We start from the raw sequence: 18,420 nt of genomic DNA, 5'->3' as shown, positions 1-18,420 counted from the left end.
CTTCATCCATTCTCCTGGGAGCACGAGCCGAACCGCGGCTTCCTGCGCGCGCTGCACGCCCTCGCCCGGGCGGCCGGCTCGATCGGTGAGAAGGAGGAGTACGAGCGCTGCACGACCTTCCTGCGGGACTCCTCGGAGACCGCGGCGGAGACGCTCGGCTGACCCTCCGCCCGACCCGGTCCGTCCCGATTTCCCCCTGTTCTGCCGGACGGGGGGAAATTCGGACAGACCTCTCGGCGTGTTCGATGGCGTTCGAAGCGGCCGGTACGATCCCCGGGACCGCAGGACCGAAGACGCCGGTTTCCGAGGCCCCGTTTCCTCTTCCCCCACACCGGCCGACGCAGGGGAGAAGTCTGTCGTGGGCAAGCGTGCCGCACCCGCAGGACGGCGACGAACGCAGAGCCGCCGACGGGGCAGAGGCAGACGTGGACCCGTGCGCCGGCTCGCGCTGCCGACCCTCGTCCTGCTGACCGTCGCGCTCGGCGGCGGCGCCGCCCTCGCCCACTACAACGGCAGGGCGACGGACGACTCGGCCGCCCCCGGGCCGGGGACGACGACCGTGACCGGGGCACCCACGACGGACGCCCCCGCGCCCCGCCCGACGACGGCGAAGCCGAAGCCGAAGCCCGATCCGACGACGAAGCCGGCGACGCCGAAGCCGCCGCCGAAGCCGAAACCGAGCCCGAAGAAGACGACCGTTCCGCAGTCCGGTGCCGGGACCTTCACCACCGCGCAGGCCTCCGGCTCGGCGGTCGGCAGCGGCGGCTCCCTGCGCCGCTACCGGGTCCAGGTCGAGGACGGCATCGAGCTGTCGGCGCACGGGGCGGCCGCCGAGATCCAGCGGATCCTGGCCCATCCGCGGAGCTGGGCGGCGCACGGCCGGGGCCGCTTCCAGCTGGTCTCGCAGAACGCCGACTTCGTCATCCGGATCGCCACCCCGGACACGGCCGACGCCCTCTGCGCCCGGCAGGGCCTCAACACCCACGGCGAGCTGAACTGCGAGACCGCCGACGGCGTCGTGGTGAACCTCAAGCGGTGGATGCTCGGCTCGCCGACCTTCGTGGGGGAGGCGGCCGAGTACCGGCATCTGATCATCAACCACGAGGTCGGGCACGAGATCGGCATCCGGCAGCACATGGGCTGCCCGGGTCCGGGCAGGCTCGCGCCCGCGATGATGCAGCAGATCAAGGGCTTGAACGGTTGCCGTTCGAACGCGTTTCCGTATGACGAAGACGGGAGCTACATCACGGGGCCGATCGTGTCATGATGCGTTTGGGACGGTGTGCGACGAAGCACGCGTCCCGAGGGGACCGGGGCTCCCGTGCCGCAGGGAAGAACGCGTGCACGGTGGAGCAGACCGCTACCCGGTAGTTCGTATCGAGGAGACAGAAATGTCACCCTTCCCCGGTTCTCCCGGTTCTCCCGATTCCGGAGCCGGTTCGGTCGCCGTCGACCCGAACCTCGACTTCGCGGGTACCACGCCGTACGAGGACTACGTCCAGGCGGACGTCCTCACCCACCTCCAGCACCTCCGCTCGGACGACCCGGGCGAGATGGTCTTCCTGGTCACCACCCAGGTCATGGAGCTGTGGTTCACGGTGATCGTCCACGAGTGGGAGACCGCGAGCCGCGCCCTGCGCGAGGACCGCGTCCCGGTCGCGATGGACGCCCTCAAGCGCTCGGTGCGCGAGCTGGAGGCCCTCAACCACTCCTGGCGGCCGCTCTCCCAGCTCACCCCCGGTCAGTTCAACGCCTACCGGGCCGCGCTCGGCGAGGGCTCCGGCTTCCAGTCGGCGATGTACCGCCGCATGGAGTTCCTGCTCGGCGAGAAGTCCGCGTCGATGCTCGTCCCGCACCGGGGCGCGCCCCGCGTCCACGCCGAGCTGGAGAAGGCGCTCCAGGAGCCGAGCCTGTACGACGAGGTCCTCGGCCTTCTGGCCCGGCGCGGCCTGCCCGTGCCGCAGTCGGTCCTCGGCCGCGATCTGGCGCAGCGGTACGAGCCCTCTCCCGAGGTCGAGGCCGTCTGGGCCGGGATCTACGCGGACGCCGACCAGAACACCGAGCTGGTCCGGCTCGGCGAGGCCCTGAGCGACGTCGCCGAACTGGTCTGGCGCTGGCGCAACGACCACCTGGTCGCCACCCGGCGCGCGATGGGCTCGAAGACCGGCACCGGCGGCTCGGCCGGCGTGGCCTGGCTGGAGAAGCGCGCCCAGAAGAACGTGTTCCCGGAGCTCTGGACGGCCCGCAGCCATGTCTGACCTCCTCAGGGGCAGGGCCCTGGAACTCGACGCCGCCGACGAACTGGGCAAGCACCGCGAGAAGTTCGCCCTCGAAGAGGGGACCGTCTACCTCGACGGCAACTCGCTCGGCGCGCTCCCCGCGCACGTCCCGGCCCGCATGGCCGACGTGATCACCCGCGAGTGGGGCGAGCTGCGCATCCGCTCCTGGGACGAGTCCGGCTGGTGGACCGCGCCGGAGCGGATCGGCGACCGGATCGCGCCGATCGTCGGCGCCGCCCCCGGCCAGATCGTGGTCGGCGACTCGACGAGCGTGAACGTCTTCAAGGCGGTCGTCGCCGCGGCCCGGCTGAACGGTGACGACCGGGAGGAGATACTCGTCGACGCGACGACCTTTCCCACGGACGGGTACATCGCGGAGTCGGCGGCCCGTATGACGGGTCACGAGATCGTGGCGTGCGACCCGGCCGACATGGCGGACGCGGTGAGCGACCGTACGGCCCTCGCGCTCGTCAACCACGTCGACTACCGCACGGGCCGGCTCCAGGACCTGCCGGGCCTCACCGCCGCGCTCCACGCGGCGGGCGCGCTCGCCGTCTGGGACCTGTGCCACAGCGCGGGCGCCCTGCCCGTCGGCCTGGACGCCCACGGGGTCGACCTGGCCGTCGGCTGCACCTACAAGTACCTGAACGGCGGCCCCGGTTCGCCCGCGTACCTGTACGTCGCCGAGCGCCACCAGGCGGCCTTCGACTCACCGCTGCCCGGCTGGAACTCGCACACGGACCCGTTCGCGATGACCCCCGGGTACGAGGCGGCCGCGGGCGCCCTGCGGGGCCGGGTCGGGACGCCCGACATCCTCTCCATGCTGGCCCTCGAAGCGGCGCTCGACGTCTGGGACGGGGTCGCGATCGAGGACGTGCGCGCCAAGTCCCTCGCGCTGACGGACTTCTTCCTGGAGTGCGTGCGGGCGTACGTGCCCGAGGGCCGCGTCGAGCCGGTGACGCCCGGGGCGCACGGCGAGCGCGGCAGCCAGGTCGCGCTGCGCTGCGCCGAGGCCCCGGCCGTGATGGCGGAGCTGATCCGGCGCGGTGTCGTCGGCGACCTGCGCCGCCCGGACGTGCTGCGGTTCGGCTTCACGCCGCTGTACGTCGGCTTCGCGGACGCGGAGCGGGCGGCGCGGGTCCTCGCGGACGTGCTGACCGACCTCTCCGGCTGAAGCCGTACCGTCCGATGATCGCCTGATCTGCGGGGGCTCCGGTGCTGGTACCGTCCCCGCAGGTCAGGCCAATTCGGCCGCGTATCCGAGAGGTTGGAACAGCATGCCGGACCCCGCCGCGCGCGATGCCGCCGAAGAGGCGTCGGCCTTCTCGCACCCGGCCGTCCCCCCGGACGCCTCCGCCGCGTACGGCGACCACCCGGACCAGGTGGTCGACTTCTACGCCCCGCGTGACGGCCGCACCCGGGCCCCGCTCGTCGTCGCCCTGCACGGCGGCGCCTGGCGCGCACCGTACGACCGGCAGCACCTGACCCCGTTCGTGGACTTCCTGGCCCGCCGCGGCTTCGCCGTGGCCAGCGTCGAGTACCGGCGCGGCAGCGACATCCCCCGTCAGGGCGGTACGAACCCGGTGGCCGGGCGCTGGCCGGAGACCTTCGACGACGTGGCCGCCGCGCTCGACGCCGTACCGGAGCTGGCCGCCGCGCACCTGCCGCAGGCCGACACCGGCCGGATCGTGCTCACCGGCCACTCGGCGGGCGGCCACCTCGCGCTGTGGGCCGCCGCCCGGCACGTGCTGCCTGCGGACTCCCCGTGGCGGCTGCCCGCCCCGCCCGCGCTCCGCGGGGTCGTCGCCCTCGCCCCGATCGCCCACTTCGGGCGGGCGGTGGAGCTCGGGGTGTGCGGCGGCGCGGTGACCGAACTCCTCGGCGGCGAGGACGGGTACGCGCTGCGGGCGGCCTCCGCGGACCCGGCGCTGCTCCTCCCGACCGGCATCGCGACGACGGTCGTCCAGGGCCGCGAGGACATCGTCGTCCCGCACACCGTCTCCGAGTCGTACGCGGAGGCGGCGGCGAAGGCCGGCGAGGAGGTCGGCCTCACGCTCCTCGAAGGCGTCGGCCACTTCCCGCTGATCGACCCGGCGGCGGACGCGTGCGCGGTGGTCGCGGAGGAGATCGCCCAGCTGGCCTGGTGACCGTCTCCGACGTCGAACGTTTCACCGAATCTCCGTACAACTGTTTGACGCGATCGCGAGTCTGATCGGGCACGGCACTCCCGTGTCCGATCTTCTCGTGGGGGTTCACCTTGCAGTCCCGCTTCACCGGCATCCGCCTCGCCTCGGCCGTCACCGCCGTTCTCGCCGTCACGGCCCTGGGTGCGGGCACGCTGGCCACCGCCCCGGCCGCCTTCGCGGCCACCGCCCCGGCCGCCTTCGCGGCCACCGCCCCGGCCGCCCCGGCCGACGAGGCCGCCACCGCTCTTCCCGTCTATCCGGAGGGAAGCAACTTCGGAGGCGTGGGCGCCTCAGGCTTCCTCACCTACTACTTCGCCCCGGACACCACCCGGAAGCTGATGTGGACGCCGTACGACGGCGGCGCCGCGACCTCGCTCCGAGACCCCAAGGGCTGGAGCATCGGGGCCGGCGACGTGGTCGTCCTCGGCGACGCCGGCTGGGCGCCCGACATGCGTTCGATCACCCTGCGGAACATGGCCGCCCCCACCGCCCCGGGCGTCGACATCGACCTCGGCGCGCTGAACGGCACCTACGTGGCCGTGCTGAGCCCGACGAGCGTGCTCGCGCAGATCATGAACGAAGTCGGCAGGGCCGAACTGCACGTCGTGACCAAGGACGGCGCCACGACGACCACCCGCAAGATCACCGGTCTGTCGGGGGACGCCACCGACTACTTCGGCTCCAAGAGCCACGACGGCCAGGTCCTCGTCGGGTACGAGACCGGACCGGAGGACGCGCGGACCGGCGGCCGGGCCATGATCGACGTCGCGGCCGGGACGGCCACCGCGACGTACGCCGCGCCCGAGTCCGGGTTCGGTTACGGCGGCCTGCACTTCTCCGCCTCGCATGTGGCCTGGTTCGGCTACGAGGCCGGTACCGGCGACTACATCACGTCCGTCGACCGCACGACGGGCGTGGAGAAGCGGACCGTCCTCGGCCCCCACCTCGACGAGTGGTACAGCACGCTCATGGGCGAGTGGCTCGTCTACGGCAACGCCGAGACGCCCGCCCGGGCCGTCTCCCTGACCAGCGGTGAGATCCGCGAGCTCGGCGTCAAGGCGTCGTCCGCGGCGTCCTCGGCCGACGGCAGCGCGACGCTGCGCGGCAGCCGGGACGCCGACGGCGACGGCCTGTTCCGCGTCGCGGCGGCGGAGGACGGCACCCCGACGGTCACCAAGGTGGCGGACACCGGCACGGTGGTGATTCCGTTCACGATCGAGCAGGTGCACGTCCCCGAAGTGGCGGAACTCGACAAGGCCGGCGGCGAGGTGACCCTCGGCTGGACGCTGTCGCACGCCTACGCCACCGTGGACGTCACGCTCACGCACATCGCCACCGGCAAGGAGTTCACGAAGCGCCTCACCGAGCCCACCTCGGGCGCCTACTTCTCCTTCGCCTGGAACGGCGTCATCGAGAACCCGGCCGGGGACGAGGACGCGCCGAACGGCAAGTACGCCGTGGAGGCCGAGGTGACGCCCCTCGACGGCGGCGAGCCCGTCTACCAGGGCTGGTTCATGAACCTCGTCCGCGCGGACAACCCGCACGACTTCAACAGCAACGGCTCCACCGACGTCCTCGCCCGGGACTCCTCCGGCGTGCTGTGGCGCGACGACCTGCGGGACCGCCCGGACCACGGCCAGGTCAATGTCGCCAAGCGCACCCGCATCGGCTCGGGCTGGGGCGTGTACAAGCAGATCGAGGCCGTCGGCAACGTCGGCGGTGCCGCCCACGGCGATCTGATCGCGGTCGACGGCTCCGGCGTGCAGTGGCTCTACCTGGCCAAGGGCGACGGCACGTTCGCCCCCCGCCGGCAGGTCGGCACCGGCTGGCAGATCTACAACAAGATCACCGGAGGCTCGGACCTCGACCGCGACAACCGTCCCGACCTGGTGGCCACGGACAGCGCGGGCGTCCTGTGGTTCTACAAGGGCACCGGCGACTACGCGAAGCCGTTCGCGCCCCGGGTCCGGGTCGGCGGGGGCTGGCAGATATACAACCACGTCGCCGCCGTCGGGAACATCGCCGGTACGGCCCCCGGGGACCTGGTCGCCCGCGACACCTACGGCGTCCTCTGGCTCTACCAGGGCAACGGTGCCGGCGGCTTCGCCACCCGCGTGCGGATCGGCGGCGGCTGGGGAGCCTTCTCCCAGCTCGTCGGCGCCGGCGACCTCGACAACGACGGGCGCCCCGACCTGATCGCGTACGGGGCGGGCGGCACGTACGCCTACCGCTCGACGGGCTCCACCACCGCGCCCTTCAGCCGTCAGGCGACGTTGCTGTACTTCGGCGAGGGAACCAAGTTCAACAGCGTCTCCTGAGGCCTGCTCTAGTCCTCAAGGGGGACCCGGAAGGATCCGCATCGAGCGGGACGACCGGGTCCCCCGCCGCCCGTACCGTGGCATGCGTGACCGAGACACGGACCTCCGATACGAGCCGCAGCCCCGAGCTCCACCTGGTGCAGGTGGCCTTCGGCGGGCTGCGCCAAGAGCTCTTCCACGACGCCTTCGCCTACCGCCCGCTGCCGCGCATGGACGTGGAGAGCGGGCCGACCCGCTTCCTGCCGAAGCGGATACGGGTCTTCGCGGGGTTGCTCCCGCACGCCTTCGTCGCGTTCTGCTCCGTGATCGTCTTCGCCCTGGGGTACGACCGGATCTACTACACCTTCGGCGCGGCGGCGCTCGTGGCCACCTGCGTGCCGGCCGCGATCGTGCTGCTCACCCTGGTCCGGCCGGTCCTCGCCTTCTGGGCCTCGCTCGGCGCGGCCCCCTTCATCGGGTTCAGCGCCGGCTTCGGGGACGGCTGGCCCTGGCCGCCGGCCTGCTTCGCGGCCCATCTGGTGGTCCTCGCCGTGGTCGCCGCCCGCACCCGGCCCCGTACCGCCGTGTGGATGTGGCTGGTGACGGCCGGCTACTGCCTCTTCGCCGAGATGTTCCTCGGCATGGGGCGCAGCTCCGACTCGGTCCCGCTGCTGTTCGTCGCGGCCCTCGCCCTGCTCACCGTCTCCATGATCCAGGTCCGTCGGCAGGCCGACCGCGAGGTCACCGCCCACAAGACGGTCACCGCCGAGGAGCGCTCCAAGCGGACCGTCCTGGAGGAGCGCACCACCATCGCCCGCGAGCTCCACGACGTCGTCGCCCACCACATGTCGGTGGTCGCCATCCAGGCGGAGGCCGCCCCCTACCGGGTCGAGAACCCGCCGCCGGAGCTGGAGCAGGCCTTCCTCACCATCCGCGAGAACGCGGTCGCCGCGCTCACCGAGCTGCGCCGCATCCTCGGGGTCGTCCGCGCCGAGGACTACGAGGCCCCCGACGCCCCGCAGCCGACCCTCGGCGACCTCGACTCCCTGGTCCGCAACGTCACCGAGGCCGGGCTCGACGTCGAGAAGACGGTGACCGGCGCGGTGCGGGAGCTGCCGCAGGGCGTGGAGCTCTCCGCGTACCGGATCGTCCAGGAGGCCCTGTCGAACGTGCTGCGGCACGCGCCGGGCGCGGCGGCGAAGGTCGAGGTCTCGTACGTCCTCGGCGGCCTCGGTCTGCGCGTCGCCAACGGCCCCGCGCGCGGTCTCGTGAAGCCCTCGCCGGGGGCCGGGCACGGGATCACGGGCATGCGGGAGCGGGTGGCGATGCTGGGCGGGGAGATGACGGCCGAGGTGACCGCCGAAGGCGGCTACGAGGTGGCGGCCTTCATCCCCGTGAGCCGTGAAGAGGCCCGGGAAGAGGCCCGTAAAGAGGCCCGGGAAGAGGTCCGTGAGGAGGTCGGGGAATGAGCATCAAGGTGCTGATCGTCGACGACCAGATGATGGTCCGCGAGGGTTTCTCCGTGCTGCTCGGCGCGATGCCCGACATCGAGGTCGTGGGCGAGGCCGTCAACGGCCGGGAGGCGATCTCCCAGGTCGCCGCCCTCCGCCCGGACGTCGTCCTCATGGACATCCGCATGCCGGAGCTGAACGGCATCGAGGCCACCAGGGAGATCGTCGCCGCCGACGCGGACGCCAAGGTCCTCGTCCTGACCACCTTCGACCTCGACGAGTACGTGTACCAGGCGCTGCGCGCCGGGGCCTCCGGCTTCCTGCTCAAGGACGCCTCGGCCCGGCAGCTCGCGGAGGGCGTGCGGGTGGTCGCGGCGGGCGAGGCGCTGCTCGCGCCGACCGTCACCAAGCGGCTGATCACCGAGTTCGCGAAGGCGCCGGGCAGCTCCCCGCGCCCGCCGGCCATGGCGCGGATCGGGGAGCTGACGGAGCGGGAGACGGAGGTGCTCGTGCTGATCGCGCAGGGCCTGTCGAACGTCGAGATCGCCGGGCACCTCGTCGTCGCCGAGTCCACGATCAAGACGCATGTGAGCCGGATCCTGGTGAAGCTGGGGCTGCGCGACCGGACGCAGGCGGCGGTCTTCGCGTACGAGGCGGGCCTGGTGCGCGTCGGCGGCTGAGGTCCTGTTCGGGGGTAGCGTCCGGTCATGGACGCTGTTGACGTTGACGCTGAGTACGACCCCTGGTCCCCGGAGTTCGTCGCCGATCCGTACCCCGCCTACGCCCGGCTGCGAGCCGCCGGCCGGGCGCACTGGCACGGTCCCACCCGGCAGTGGCTGATCCCGCACCACGAGGACGTGTCGGCGCTGCTGAGGGACCGGCGGCTGGGCCGGACGTACACGCACCGGTTCACCCACGAGGAGTTCGGGCGGGAGGCGCCGGCCGCCGCGTACGAGCCCTTCCACACGCTCAACGACCACGGGCTGCTCGATCTGGAGGCGGCCGACCACAGCCGGATCCGGCGGCTCGTGTCGAAGGCGTTCACGCCGAGGACGGTGGAGAGCCTGGCGCCGACGGTGCGGCGGCTCGCCGCCGGGCTCGTCGGGGAGCTGGTCGCGCGGGGCGGCGGCGACCTGCTCTCCTCGGTCGCCGAACCCCTCCCGGTCGCGGTGATCGCCGAGATGCTGGGCATCCCGGAGGAGGACGAGGAGCGGGGGCGGCTGCGGCCCTGGTCGGCGGCGATCTGCGGGATGTTCGAGCTGAACCCCTCGGAGGAGACGGCCCGGCGGGCGGTCGCGGCCTCGATCGAGTTCTCGGACTACCTGCGGGAGCTGATCGCGCGGCGCCGGAAGAGCCCGGGGGACGACCTGATCTCGGCGCTCATCGGGGTGGAGGAGCTCACCGAGCAGGAGATGATCTCCACCTGTGTGCTGCTCCTGAACGCGGGCCACGAGGCCACCGTGAACACCACGGTCAACGGCTGGTGGACGCTCCTCCGGAAGGGCGTCCGTCCGGATCCCGAAAAGTTGTCCACAGCTGTGGAAGAACTTCTGCGGTACGACACCCCGCTCCAGATGTTCGAGCGCTGGGTCCTCGACGACATCGAGGTCGGCGGCCAGGTCATCCCGCGCGGCTCCGAGGTCGCCCTCCTCTTCGGCTCCGCCAACCGCGACCCGGCCCGCTTCGGCCCGACGGCCGACGAGCTCGACCTCACCCGCGCCGACAACCCGCACATCACCTTCGGCGCGGGCATCCACTACTGCCTCGGCGCCCCGCTCGCCCGCCTCGAACTGGAGGCGGTCTTCGGAGAGTTGCTGCGCCAGGCACCGGGCCTGCGGCTCGCGGCGGAGCCGGTGTGGAAGCCGGGGTACGTGATCCGGGGCTTCGAGGAGCTGCTGGTGGAGGTGTGAGACACGGACGGGGCCCACCGGTCGTCCGATGGGCCCCGTACGGCGGTCGGCTCGTCCGGGCCTCGTCCGGCGGGCACCTCGTCCTGGCCTTGTACAGCGGTCAGCTCGTCGCCAGGCCTCGTGCGGCGGTCAGCTCGTCGCCAGGCCTCGTGCGGCGGTCAGCTCGTCGTCAGGCCCGTACGGCGGTCAGCTCGTCGTCAGGTCGCGGCGGCGCAGTCCTGCCAGGCCGGCCGTGACCAGGGCCGCCGCCAGGGCGGTCAGGGCCAGGACCGGGGTCCAGGCCATCTCCTGGCCGGGGAGCTTCGGCAAGTGGCCGAAGGGGGAGAGGTCCAGGGCCGCCTGCGGCAGGTCGAGCGCCGGGCCGATCCAGCCGAGGGCCAGGCAGAGTCCGGCCGCGCCCCACGCGGCGGTCGCGGCCCTCGGGGCGGCGCCCCAGAGGAGGACCGCGAGGCCGGCGAGGGTCCACACCGCCGGGAGCTGGACGAGCGAGGCGCCCAGGACCGGGCCGAGGTCCCGCCCGTAGGAGAGGGCGAGTCCCAGCCCGGCGAGGGCCAGGATCAGGGCGGAGCCGCCGAAGGCGATCAGCAGGTGGCCCGTGGCCCAGCGGAGCCGGCCGAGGGCGTTCGCGAGGAGCGGTTCGGCCCGGCCGGCGGTCTCCTCGCCGTGCGCCCGCAGCACCGACCCGACCGCAAACAGCGCCGCGAGCATCCCGAAGAGGGAGACCATGGTGGCGAGGAAGGCGTTCGACAGCCCGCTCTGCCCGCCCATCCGCTCGAAGATCTCGCGGGCCTGCTCGTTGTCTCCGACGATGTCGGCCGCGCCCTCGACCATCCCGCCGAAGACGAGCCCGCCGAGCAGGAAGCCGAGCGACCAGCCGAGGAGCGAGCCGCGCTGGAGCCGCCACGCGAGCGCCCCCGCCGACGCCAGCCGTCCCTCCGCCGGGCCGGGCCGGGTCGCGAGGAAGCTCGCGCCGACGTCCCGGCGGCCGGTCAGCACGTACGCCACCGCCGTCAGGAGCAGCGCGGCCGTGAGGATCAGGAGCAGCACCCACCAGCGCTCGCCGGCGAAGGCGCGGACGTTCTCGGCCCAGCCGACGGGGGAGAGCCAGGTCAGGGCGGAGCCCCCGGAGGGCGTACCGGCGTCGCCCGCCGCCCGCAGGGCGAAGGCGAGGCCGAGGGCGGCCGCCGTCAGGCCCCTGGCGAGGCGGGCGCTCTCCGTCAGCTGGGCGGCGACGGCGGCGACGGCCGCGAAGACCATGCCGGTGCCGCCGACGGCCAGACCGAGGGCGAGGGCACCGGCCGCGCCCTGTCCGGCGAGGCCCGCCGTGACGATGAGGGCGACGGTGGTATTGAGGGCGAGCGCGGCGAGGAGGGCGGAGGTGAGGGGGGCCCGGCGGCCCACCGCCCCGGCGGAGAGCATCTCCTGACGGCCCGTCTCCTCCTCCTCGCGGGTGTGCCGGATGACGACCATCAGGCTCGCCACGGCGGCGAGGACGGCGGCGAAGGTGCCGAACCGCCAGGCGACGAGCCCGCCGAGGGAGTCGCCGAAGACCGGCCCGTAGAGCGAGCGCATCGAGCTGTTGGCGGTCATGGAGGCGGCGACCTCGGCGCGTTCGGCGGCCGTGCCGTACAGCCCCTCCAGGGAACCGACGCCGCTCGCGACCAGGCCGCCGGTGACGAGGGCCCAGACCGGGATCATGATCCGGTCGCGGCGCAGGGCGAGCCGGGTGAGGGTCCCGGTGCCGGTGAGGACGGCGCTCATGACGTGACCGCTTCCTCTGCGTAGTGGCGGAGGAAGAGCTCCTCCAGGGTGGGCGGGGTGCTGGTCAGGCTCCGTACGCCCGACCCGGTCAGGGACCGCAGGACGGCGTCGAGCTTGTCGGTGTCGACCTGGAGCGCGACCCGGTGGCCCCGCACGGACAGGCCGTGGACGCCGGGGAGGTGGGCGAGCCCGTTGGGCGGCGCGGCGAGTTCGGCGGTGACGCTGGTACGGGTCAGGTGGCGCAGCTCCGCGAGCGAACCGGTCTCGACGGTCCGGCCCTTGCGGACGATGCTGACCCGGTCGCAGAGGGTCTCGACCTCGCTGAGGATGTGCGAGGAGAGGAGCACCGTCCGGCCGCGCTCCCGCGCCTCGGTGACGCAGCTCTGGAAGACCTCCTCCATCAGCGGGTCGAGGCCGCTGGTCGGCTCGTCGAGGACGAGCAGGTCGACGTCGGAGGCGAAGGCGGCGACCAGGGCGACCTTCTGACGGTTGCCCTTGGAGTAGGTGCGGCCCTTCTTGGTGGGGTCGAGCTCGAACCGCTCGATCAGCTCGGCGCGCCGGGCCCTGTCGAGGCCGCCGCCGCGCAGCCGGCCGAACAGGTCGATGACCTCGCCGCCGGAGAGGTTGCGCCAGAGCGTGACGTCGCCGGGGACGTACGCGATGCGGCGGTGCAGCTCGACGGCGTCCTTCCAGGGGTCCCTGCCGAGGACCGTGGCGGCGCCGGAGTCGGGGCGCAGCAGGCCGAGGAGGACACGGATGGTGGTGGACTTCCCGGCGCCGTTGGGGCCGAGGAAGCCGTGGACCTCACCGGTCTCGACGGTGAGGTCGAGGTCGTCCAGCGCGTGCGTCCGCCCGAAGGTCTTGTGGAGTCCGGCGACGCTGATTGCCTTCGTCATGCTTCTGAACGTACGGTACTTTCACAAACTTGTGAAGTTAAGGAAGCGTATAAAGTCGAGGGGTCGGGGCGAGCGAGGGAGACGATGACGGGCATGACCACCACCGAGGGCAACGAGGACGCGGTCTCCCGCGACCGGGGCGTGGTCTCCGGCGACCGGGGCGTGGTCTCCGGCGACGGCGACGCGGTCCCCCGCGACGAGGACGCGGTCTCCCGCTTCGTGGAGCGCTTCGCCGCCGAGCTGACGGAGGCCGGCATGCAGCGCATGGCCTCCCGGGTCTTCGCGGCGCTCCTCGCCTCCGAGACGGCCTCCATGACCTCGGCCGAGCTCGCCGAACAGCTCCGGATCAGCCCGGCGGCCGTCTCCGGCGCCATCCGCTACCTGAGCCAGGTCAGCATGGTCAGCCGCGAGCGCGACCCGGGCACCCGCCGCGACCGGTACGTCCTCCACAACGAGCTCTGGTACGAGACCTTCACCCGCCGCGACCAGGTCCTGACCCGCTGGGAGAAGGTCCTCCGGGACGGCACGGAGACGCTCGGCGCGGACACGGCGGCGGGCACGCGCACCGCCGAGACCGCCGAGTTCTTCGCGTTCCTCCAGACGGAGATGCTGGGGACCATGGACCGCTGGCGGGCCCACAAGGAGGGTCAGAGCGGCGAGGCCTCTTCCTCCTCCTGAGGCGGCGCCAGCCGCTCCAACTGCTCCGCGAACTCCGAGCCGCCCGCCTCCCGGTACGGCTCCGCCGGCCAGAGCGGCCGCCCCTCGATCCACGGGACGACGATCGGCAGGCCGTTGTCCGCCCGGTCGAGCCAGCCGCGCAGCTCCACGGAGCCGGTGGGCGCCGACGGCAGCCCGAGCCAGGGGCGCTTCGGCGTCCCGGGCGAGGCGAGGACCAGCAGGCCCTCGGGCCGGTCGTCCGGCCCGCCGTGCGTGGGGAAGACGACCAGGACGGGAGCGCCGCCGTACGGGTCGTGCAGCATGGCGTACCGCCGGACGACGGGTACGGGGGCGGTCGCGGCCCGGGCCAGCAGACGGGCCGCGGGGCGGCCGATGGTCAGCAGCTGGAACCCGGAGCGCAGGAGCGTGCCGACCGCGAGAACCCCGAGGATGTACGCCCAGATGGGCGTGGCCTCCTCAAAGCCCGCCAGCGCGCCCACGCCCGCGCACCCGGCCGCCGAGGTCAGCGTCTCGTTCAGCCCGGAGACCCGGCGCAGCCCCCGTACGCGCCACCAGGGCACCTCACGGACGTCCGCCTCCGGGCGGTGGGTGCCGGTCTGCGTGACGGCCTGACGCTCGGCGTGGGCGGCGAGCAGTGCGTACGTCGGGACGGGCTCGGTACCGACCTTGGCGAGGCTCACGCGGGGAGCGTCACGCGGGGCCGGGACGGGCGTGATCGGACGCCGCCGCCACCGGCCGACCCCACCGGCCACGAGTCCCACGAGCAGCCCCAGCGCCCCGAGGCCGGCCAGCACGTCGATCACCTTGTCGACGGGGGTGCCCTCCCACTCCGCGTTGTACAGGTCGCCCTTCCAAGGGCCGTACGAGACGACGAAGCCGGTGTCCCAGTTCTCGAGGTGCTCCTCCTCCGGGTGGCACTTGTACGGGCCGGTCCGCGCGGTCCCGTCGAAGGGGTCCTTCCAGCTGACGGTGCAGTCGTCGCCGTCCTGCCTGCTCAGGATGGTGAGGTCGATCTGAGGGTCGTCCATCGACCGTTCCGCGCCGTAGATGCCGAGGCCCAGGACGACGGCACTGACCAGGACGACCCAGCGCCACACGCCCCACCGGCGCCGGCGTTCCACCACCGTGGCGGGTGCGGAGGCCGACTGCGGGCTCCTCGGCACCGGACGGTTCAGCAGGCCCTCCCGCTCCGCCCGCGCCACGATCCGGCGCCGCGCGGCCCGCCCCCGTACTGGCTTCGCCCAGATCAGCTCCCCGCCGCCGGGGGGCGCGATCACGCCGCCCCGCCGTGGGTCCCCGCACCACCACAGCACCCCGTCCGGCCCCGGCCGCACGAGGTCGTACCGCTGCCGTACCGCCACCACCGTCAGGGGCCAGAGCTCACCGGTGTCCGGGGAGGCGAGGATGACGGTCGCGGAGTGCCATGTACGGGCCACCGGCACGGCGGCGTGCGCCGACCACGTCCCGGCGCCGAGCACGTGCCGCATCCGCTTCCCGATGGACCGGGCGCCGATGGCGAAGATCAGTGCCGTCAGCGTGAGTCCCGCGAGCCAGGCGATCACGTCGGACGTCCACTCACCCCGGGGCAGCAGTCCGACGCCGACGGTCAGGGCGAGAAGAACCGCCCCGATGACCATCAGCTCGACGGCTCTCCGCCCGTACCGCTCAAGTGCCGCCGCCGTCTCCCGCAGATCCAGCGCACGTGCCATCACAAGCCCCCCTTGCCGCACCAGCCCCACGGGCGAGGCTAGAGCCCGGCCGTCCCCCGGGGAAGCGTCTCCCGGGGAAGCGTCAGCCCCCACGCCCCCGCCCGGGCCGTCCACGTCCGCCGCCGGACCGGGCCCGAGACGCGGCCGTCCGCGCGGTAGCGGAAGTCCGGGCCCGAGACGGTGAGGGTGCGGGCCCGCGCGAGGTGGGCCGGGATCGCGGCGGCGGGGTGGACCGTGACCTCCGCCGTACCGGCGACCGAGCGGACCGAGACGCCCTCCACCGGGTTGTCCACGTCGGCGAGCAGCACCCCGTCCGCCTCCACCCGCAGCCGGTGGGTGCGGACCGCGAGGGCCGTCGGGGCCGGGCGGACCAGGGTGCGGACCAGGGAGCGGCAGGTGCCCCAGACGGACGGCGAGGCCGCGTGCGGGCCGGGGCCGGCGGGCACCAGGAGGTCGCCGAGGACGACCCCGTCGCTGTCGTCGACCAGCAGGTCCAGGCGCCGCACCAGCCCGTCGAGGACCGCCCGCGCCGCCGCCGGGGTGGAGCGCGGCACGCCGAGCGCGTGTGCCAGTTCCAGGTCGTCCGGCGCGCCGATCGGGACGAGGGAGACGGCCCCCTCGGCGAGCTCCCGTTCGCGGTGCAGCAGCGTCACCGTACGGAGCAGCGCGCGGTCGTCACCGAGCACCACGGGGCGCCGGGATCCGCGCCTGGCCAGGGCCCGGGAGAATTCCTCCGGGCTGTCCGGCAGGCAGATCTTCGCCTCCGCGCCGGCGGACAGCACATCCTTCGCGATCCGCACGGACTCGCCGTCACTTCGGCGGGCGACCGGGTCGACGATGACCAGCAGCTGGTCGTGATCCGACACCTCGGTCCTTCCTCGGGTAGCATCTTTGTGCAAGAGCCCCTTGCGCTATTGCGCCAGGGGCTTCGTCTATTCCGGGGCACACCGGTGAGGCGGCCTCGGCCCCTGACCTTGGACATGCCCCACCCGGAAGGGGTGTACGCCTGTGCCCGCACTTGTGCTGCTCGGTGCTCAGTGGGGTGACGAGGGCAAGGGAAAGGCCACCGACCTCCTCGGTGGATCCGTTGACTATGTAGTGCGTTACCAGGGCGGCAACAACGCCGGCCACACCGTCGTCGTAGGCGACCAGAAGTACGCGCTGCATCTTCTCCCTTCCGGAATCCTCTCACCGGGGTGCACCCCGGTGATCGGAAACGGTGTCGTCGTCGACCCGGCGGTCCTGCTCTCCGAGCTGAGCGGGCTGAACGAGCGCGGCGTCGACACGTCGAAGCTCCTGATCAGCGGTAATGCTCACCTGATCACTCCGTACAACGTCACCCTCGACAAGGTGACGGAACGGTTCCTCGGCAAGCGCAAGATCGGTACCACCGGTCGCGGCATCGGTCCGACCTACGCCGACAAGATCAACCGCGTCGGCATCCGGGTCCAGGACCTGTACGACGAGTCGATCCTCATCCAGAAGGTCGAGGCGGCGCTGGAGGGCAAGAACCAGCTGCTCGCCAAGCTCTACAACCGCCGCGCGATCGACGCCGCCCAGATCGTCGAGGAGATGCTCCAGTACGCGGAGCAGATCAAGCCGTTCGTCGCGGACACCACGCTGATCCTCAACAAGGCGCTCGACGACGACAAGGTCGTGCTCTTCGAGGGCGGGCAGGGCACCCTGCTCGACGTCGACCACGGCACGTACCCCTTCGTCACCTCCTCGAACCCGACCGCGGGCGGCGCCTGCACCGGTGCCGGCGTGGGTCCGACGAAGATCAGCCGGGTCATCGGCATCCTCAAGGCGTACACGACCCGTGTCGGCGCCGGCCCGTTCCCGACCGAGCTCTTCGACGCGGACGGCGAGGCGCTGCGCCGCATCGGCGGCGAGCGCGGTGTCACCACCGGCCGTGACCGTCGCTGCGGCTGGTTCGACGCGGTCATCGCCCGCTACGCCACCCGCGTCAACGGCCTGACCGACTTCTTCCTCACCAAGCTGGACGTGCTCACCGGCTGGGAGCAGATCCCGGTCTGCGTCGCGTACGAGATCGACGGCAAGCGCGTCGAGGAGCTGCCCTACTCGCAGACCGACTTCCACCACGCGAAGCCGATCTACGAAATGCTGCCGGGCTGGTCCGAGGACATCACCAAGGCCAAGACCTTCGCCGACCTGCCGAAGAACGCGCAGGCGTACGTGAAGGCCCTGGAGGAGATGTCGGGCGCCCCGATCTCCGCGATCGGCGTCGGCCCCGGCCGCACCGAGACGATCGAGATCAACTCGTTCCTGTAGGAACACGCACGACCGGGAACACGCACGACCGGGAACACGCACGACTGGTAACACGCACGACGAAGGGCCCGCACCCCGTACCCCGGGGTGCGGGCCCTCCGCGTTCCTACTGGTCCAGTTTGGTGTCCCGGCCCACCTTCTCCCACGCGGTCAGGTCCGCCCGGACCAGGTCCAGGTGCCCCAGGATCGTGTCGATCGAGTCGTCGCCGAGGGCGAGCCGCAGCGGGGTCTCGTCGGCGTCCAGGGCGGCCAGCACCGCCGCCGCGGCCTTCGCCGGGTCGCCGGCCTGCCTGCCGCCGCCCGTCTCCACGAACGCGCGGGTCGCCCCCACCGTGTCCGCGTAGTCGGCGACGCCGTCCCCGCTCAGGCTGTGGTTGCCGAAGAGGCTCGTGCGGAAGGCGCCCGGCTCCACGATCAGGACGTCGATGCCGAGCGGGCGGACCTCCGCCGCCAGCGCCTCCGACATGCCCTCCAGGGCGAACTTCGTCGCGCTGTAGGCGCCGAAGCCGGCCATGGACGCCTGGCCCCCGACGCTGCTGAGCTGCACGATCGCGCCCGAGCGGCGGGCCCGCATGTGCGGCAGGACGGCCCGGGTGAGGGCGGCCGGGCCGAAGACGTGCAGGTCGAAGAGGGAGCGGAGCTCGGCGTCGGCGGTCTCCTCGACCGAGCCGACGTGGGTGCGGCCCGCGTTGTTGACGAGGACGTCGATGCGGCCGTGCCGCTCGGCGATCTCCGCGACGACCCGGTCGACCGCCGCCGTGTCGGTCACGTCCAGGGCGACCGGGTCCACCTGGTCGGGGTGGGCGGCGACCAGGTCGTCCAGGGTCTCCGGGCGGCGGGCGGCGGCGACCACGACGTCGCCGGCGGCGACCGCGGCCTCGGTGAAGGCGCGTCCGAAGCCGCTGTTGGCGCCCGTGATCAGCCAGACCTTGCTCATGTCCGTACTCCCTCGTCGTGTGAC

15 protein-coding genes and 1 pseudogene are annotated in these 18,420 nt (G+C 72.8%); 11 read left to right on the top strand and 5 right to left on the bottom strand.

What is annotated here, in order from left to right; all coding sequences use genetic code 11:
* Window positions 1–6: 6 nt before the first annotated feature.
* The 9 genes and pseudogenes from OG361_RS18795 to OG361_RS18755 form a co-directional block, all read left to right on the top strand.
* Window positions 7–162, top strand: a pseudogene (locus tag OG361_RS18795) (DUF3151 family protein); the annotation flags it as partial.
* 271 nt (window positions 163–433) lie between these two features.
* Window positions 434–1,267 (top strand): DUF3152 domain-containing protein, encoded by an 834-nt coding sequence (locus OG361_RS18790; protein ID WP_405855029.1) that lies wholly within the window; start codon window positions 434–436, stop codon window positions 1,265–1,267.
* A 124-nt stretch (window positions 1,268–1,391) separates the two neighbouring features.
* Window positions 1,392–2,258, top strand: coding sequence for a tryptophan 2,3-dioxygenase family protein (locus tag OG361_RS18785; protein ID WP_405855027.1), 867 nt, complete (start codon window positions 1,392–1,394; stop codon window positions 2,256–2,258).
* Window positions 2,251–3,453, top strand: a complete 1,203-nt coding sequence (gene kynU, locus OG361_RS18780; RefSeq protein ID WP_405855025.1) for a kynureninase — start codon at window positions 2,251–2,253, stop codon at window positions 3,451–3,453. Before OG361_RS18785 ends, kynU begins: the two co-directional genes overlap by 8 nt.
* 103 nt (window positions 3,454–3,556) lie before the next feature.
* Window positions 3,557–4,426 (top strand): alpha/beta hydrolase, encoded by an 870-nt coding sequence (locus OG361_RS18775; RefSeq protein WP_405855023.1) that lies wholly within the window; start codon window positions 3,557–3,559, stop codon window positions 4,424–4,426.
* 110 nt (window positions 4,427–4,536) lie between these two features.
* Window positions 4,537–6,783 carry an FG-GAP repeat domain-containing protein gene (locus OG361_RS18770; protein ID WP_405855021.1) on the top strand — a complete coding sequence of 749 codons (2,247 nt, stop codon included), beginning with the start codon at window positions 4,537–4,539 and terminating at the stop codon, window positions 6,781–6,783.
* A gap of 77 nt (window positions 6,784–6,860) precedes the next feature.
* Window positions 6,861–8,231, top strand: a complete 1,371-nt coding sequence (locus OG361_RS18765) for a sensor histidine kinase (RefSeq protein WP_405855019.1) — start codon at window positions 6,861–6,863, stop codon at window positions 8,229–8,231.
* Window positions 8,228–8,893 (top strand): response regulator, encoded by a 666-nt coding sequence (locus OG361_RS18760; RefSeq protein WP_405855017.1) that lies wholly within the window; start codon window positions 8,228–8,230, stop codon window positions 8,891–8,893. The genes OG361_RS18765 and OG361_RS18760 overlap by 4 nt, the downstream gene beginning before the upstream one ends.
* 27 nt (window positions 8,894–8,920) lie before the next feature.
* Window positions 8,921–10,123: a cytochrome P450 gene (locus OG361_RS18755; protein ID WP_405855015.1), complete on the top strand. Its 1,203-nt coding sequence runs from the start codon at window positions 8,921–8,923 to the stop codon at window positions 10,121–10,123.
* Window positions 10,124–10,309: 186 nt separating this feature from the next.
* Here the strand turns inward: OG361_RS18755 and OG361_RS18750 are convergent, their stop codons facing one another.
* Together OG361_RS18750 and OG361_RS18745 are read right to left on the bottom strand one after the other, a co-directional pair.
* Window positions 10,310–11,884, bottom strand: a complete 1,575-nt coding sequence (locus OG361_RS18750; RefSeq protein WP_405855013.1) for an ABC transporter permease — start codon at window positions 11,882–11,884, stop codon at window positions 10,310–10,312.
* Window positions 11,881–12,780: an ATP-binding cassette domain-containing protein gene (locus tag OG361_RS18745; RefSeq protein ID WP_405855011.1), complete on the bottom strand. Its 900-nt coding sequence runs from the start codon at window positions 12,778–12,780 to the stop codon at window positions 11,881–11,883. The genes OG361_RS18750 and OG361_RS18745 overlap by 4 nt, the downstream gene beginning before the upstream one ends.
* Window positions 12,781–12,873: 93 nt before the next feature.
* On the opposite strand from OG361_RS18745, the gene OG361_RS18740 reads away from it, so the two are divergent.
* A complete protein-coding gene (locus tag OG361_RS18740; RefSeq protein WP_405855009.1) occupies window positions 12,874–13,458 on the top strand; it encodes a GbsR/MarR family transcriptional regulator in 585 nt (194 codons plus the stop codon).
* Here OG361_RS18740 and OG361_RS18735 read toward each other — a convergent pair.
* A complete protein-coding gene (locus OG361_RS18735) occupies window positions 13,428–15,167 on the bottom strand; it encodes a hypothetical protein (protein WP_405855007.1) in 1,740 nt (579 codons plus the stop codon). The genes OG361_RS18740 and OG361_RS18735 overlap by 31 nt on opposite strands.
* Before the next feature lie 38 nt (window positions 15,168–15,205).
* Entirely contained in the window at window positions 15,206–16,033 is an 828-nt protein-coding gene (locus OG361_RS18730) for a diacylglycerol kinase (protein WP_405855005.1), read from the bottom strand.
* A gap of 142 nt (window positions 16,034–16,175) precedes the next feature.
* On the opposite strand from OG361_RS18730, the gene OG361_RS18725 reads away from it, so the two are divergent.
* Complete coding sequence (locus tag OG361_RS18725; RefSeq protein ID WP_384560414.1) at window positions 16,176–17,459, top strand: adenylosuccinate synthase; 1,284 nt, start codon at window positions 16,176–16,178, stop codon at window positions 17,457–17,459.
* 106 nt (window positions 17,460–17,565) lie between these two features.
* Here OG361_RS18725 and OG361_RS18720 read toward each other — a convergent pair whose 3' ends face one another.
* Window positions 17,566–18,396 carry an oxidoreductase gene (locus OG361_RS18720; protein WP_405855003.1) on the bottom strand — a complete coding sequence of 277 codons (831 nt, stop codon included), beginning with the start codon at window positions 18,394–18,396 and terminating at the stop codon, window positions 17,566–17,568.
* Between the last annotated feature and the right edge of the window lie 24 nt (window positions 18,397–18,420).

The organism is Streptomyces sp. NBC_00090, assembly GCF_045160815.1.
GTDB lineage: Bacteria > Actinomycetota > Actinomycetes > Streptomycetales > Streptomycetaceae > Streptomyces.
This window is presented reverse-complemented; position numbering and strand designations above follow the sequence as displayed.

Bases quoted from the DNA above. Each gene is read 5' to 3' on its own strand.
- OG361_RS18720 (WP_405855003.1), bottom strand. From the start codon at position 18,396: ATGAGCAAGGTCTGGCTGATCACGGGCGCCAACAGCGGCTTCGGACGC.
- OG361_RS18785 (WP_405855027.1), top strand. From the start codon at position 1,392: ATGTCACCCTTCCCCGGTTCTCCCGGTTCTCCCGATTCCGGAGCCGGT.
- OG361_RS18755 (WP_405855015.1), top strand. From the start codon at position 8,921: ATGGACGCTGTTGACGTTGACGCTGAGTACGACCCCTGGTCCCCGGAG.
- OG361_RS18750 (WP_405855013.1), bottom strand. From the start codon at position 11,884: ATGAGCGCCGTCCTCACCGGCACCGGGACCCTCACCCGGCTCGCCCTG.
- OG361_RS18760 (WP_405855017.1), top strand. From the start codon at position 8,228: ATGAGCATCAAGGTGCTGATCGTCGACGACCAGATGATGGTCCGCGAG.
- OG361_RS18745 (WP_405855011.1), bottom strand. From the start codon at position 12,780: ATGACGAAGGCAATCAGCGTCGCCGGACTCCACAAGACCTTCGGGCGG.
- OG361_RS18735 (WP_405855007.1), bottom strand. From the start codon at position 15,167: ATGGCACGTGCGCTGGATCTGCGGGAGACGGCGGCGGCACTTGAGCGG.
- OG361_RS18775 (WP_405855023.1), top strand. From the start codon at position 3,557: ATGCCGGACCCCGCCGCGCGCGATGCCGCCGAAGAGGCGTCGGCCTTC.
- OG361_RS18740 (WP_405855009.1), top strand. From the start codon at position 12,874: ATGACCACCACCGAGGGCAACGAGGACGCGGTCTCCCGCGACCGGGGC.
- kynU (WP_405855025.1), top strand. From the start codon at position 2,251: ATGTCTGACCTCCTCAGGGGCAGGGCCCTGGAACTCGACGCCGCCGAC.